The sequence below is a fragment of the Vicinamibacteria bacterium genome, from assembly GCA_035620555.1.
Classification (GTDB): domain Bacteria; phylum Acidobacteriota; class Vicinamibacteria; order Marinacidobacterales; family SMYC01; genus DASPGQ01.
Genome location: DASPGQ010000333.1, coordinates 1 through 2,257 on the forward strand (window position 1 = coordinate 1; position 2,257 = coordinate 2,257).

A 2,257-nucleotide genomic window follows, 5' to 3' on the forward strand; every position below is an offset into this window, starting at 1 on the left:
TGGTCTCGAGAAGCGACGTTTCCCCACCCCGGAAGGGCCGAAGAGGGCCGTCATTGGCTCGTTCAGATCGAGCGACACGTGGAGCTCGAAAGAGTCGAGCGGAAGCCGCATGGTGACGTGGATCATCGGAGAGCAACGGACTTCGCCCGAGGCCGTCTCGAAAGGCGGTCCGCGAGCCAGATCGCCGCGAACGCCACCAGCATGGTGACGGCAGCGAGACGATAGGCCTCGGGATCGCGACCGAGCTGCACGAGCTGAAAGATGGCGAGCGAGAGCGTCTGAGTCTCTTCGGGAATATTGCCCGCCACCATGATGGTCGCGCCGAAATCGCCGAGAGCGCGCGAGAACGCGAGAATGAACTCGGCGAGGATTCCCCCGCAAGGCGAGGGGGAGGCCGCGCCGGGCCGGGCAGAAAGATCGCGGTCGAGATTATCTAGGGCGAGCGCTGGGTGGCGTTGTTGAAACAGGCACGCCGCCGGCGCCAGCGTGCAGTTAACTAACTCTCGCGTTATCGTACGGGGGTGCGGGGTAACGTCGGAGGATCCGATCGAGGCTCCGGGAGCGGAAGGGTCAAGAAAGTCTCGAGCTCCGGCGCCTCACGCATAGTCGGTGGGTCAGCGCCGAGCCGTGCTCGCATCTCTCGCTCGAAGGCCGCGGCATCTTCGCCGGGCAGCTTGCGCACGCAGTCCGCCCAGGCGAGGTCGGGAAAATCGTGCCAGAACCACCCCGGCGCTTCGAGGACGACCGGTCCGCCCGCCGCCGTCGCCTTGCGTAACGCTTCGAGCTGCGGCAGGTACACGAGCTCGATCGCCTCGGGCGACAGCACGAGGGGATACCCGTTGTAGAAGTCACAGGCAAGGTTCCAGATGGAATCCTCGAGACGTGACGAGATCGGCCCCATGCGTGCGAGGTCGCGGGTCGAGGCGACGATGGAGAGATCTGGCGATGACGCCATCGCCGCCGCGAGCGTTCTCCACGTCGTCTCGGCATGGTCAAAGCTCACGTCCTCGCCCTCGACGTGGCGGAGATAGGCGTCACACTCGAGAACCTGCGCCTGCCTCAGGCCGACCCACGCGACGATGTCGAGAAAGTCACGCCGAAACATCGACGGCGCACCTTCGAGCACCTCGAGCATGGCCCGCGCGCCCGCGCGAACCGACTCGAGAAGCTCGAGGCTCTCGGGAGCGTTGAAGTAGGGGACGAGCAAGCGCTTTCTCGGCGGATGCATGAACTTCGCGTTGCCGTCCCGAACGAGTGGACCGAACGCTGCGAGAAAAGTCCCGGCGCGCTCACCGTGACGCCGCTCCGCGTAGTGCGCGACCGACGGCTCTTTCGGGCGCCACGCGAGCTTCGCGACGACGTGCGCGAGCCAGGCCGAGGTGTTGCTCCACTCCGGCCATTGGAAGTAGCCTTCGGCGCTGCTCTGCGAAGAAGCCGTCGCGTCGCGAGTGAGCGCCTTCGCGTCGCACCAAGCTGTCTGGAGCCCGGTCTCGTTTCCGCCAAAGACCGTGAACTGCCCCGAGAGCCAGAGTGTGTCCTCGACAAGCCCTGGACGGCCGTCGCTCTGTTCTCTTCCCGCCCCTCGATCGCCGAAGACGTCCGCCATGCCGTGCCGGATATGGGCGGCCCGCACGTTCGAGGGGAATCCTTGGAAGAGATCGGGGATGCGCTCGCCCCAGGTCCAAACGGTGATCGCTGCCCGGGGATCGACTTTGCCCAAAATAACGAACGCTTGTTGAAACCCCTCCGACTTCGTCACCGAGCGACAGGGATCGCTGTAGACCTGCTCTTCTTCGCCGCGATGGCGAACGGCGTACCAGTGATCCGTCCCGAGCTCCTCGATGAGCACGCGCCACACTTTTTCCGTCAGCTCCATGAGCTCGGGCTGGTGCGCGCAGAGAAACCCGTTGCGCCACTCGAGGTCGGGAAAGAGCGCTCGCACCGGCTCGGGGAAAGCCCCGTAGCTCAGAACGTACATGAAGTGGATGCCGAGAGCACGGCCGCGCGCCACGACGCGCTTCGCGAGCGCGTGTTTCGCCTCGCTCTTCCACACGGTGCCCTCCTCGAAATCATCGGCAATCTCGGGAAAAGCCCGAGCGAAGACACGTTCGAGCGGCGGGTAGAACTCGAGGAAGTTCATGCGATGGCGGGCCATGTAGAGAAGGGCCTGCTCCCACTCGTCGTCGCCCCACAACGAGGCACAAAAGCGCTTTGGCCCGAGGTAGTTGTCCCAGATCATGTCGCCACGCCAGCGAAA

Annotated in this window: 2 protein-coding genes; both read right to left on the bottom strand. The window is 64.9% G+C overall.

Annotated elements, in window-relative coordinates; translation table 11 throughout:
- Window positions 1-122: 122 nt before the first annotated feature.
- Window positions 123-311, bottom strand: a complete 189-nt coding sequence (locus tag VEK15_13540) for a hypothetical protein (GenBank protein ID HXV61716.1) — start codon at window positions 309-311, stop codon at window positions 123-125.
- 197 nt (window positions 312-508) lie between these two features.
- On the bottom strand, window positions 509-2,257 hold a 1,749-nt coding region (locus VEK15_13545), incomplete at its 5' end, for a hypothetical protein (GenBank protein HXV61717.1).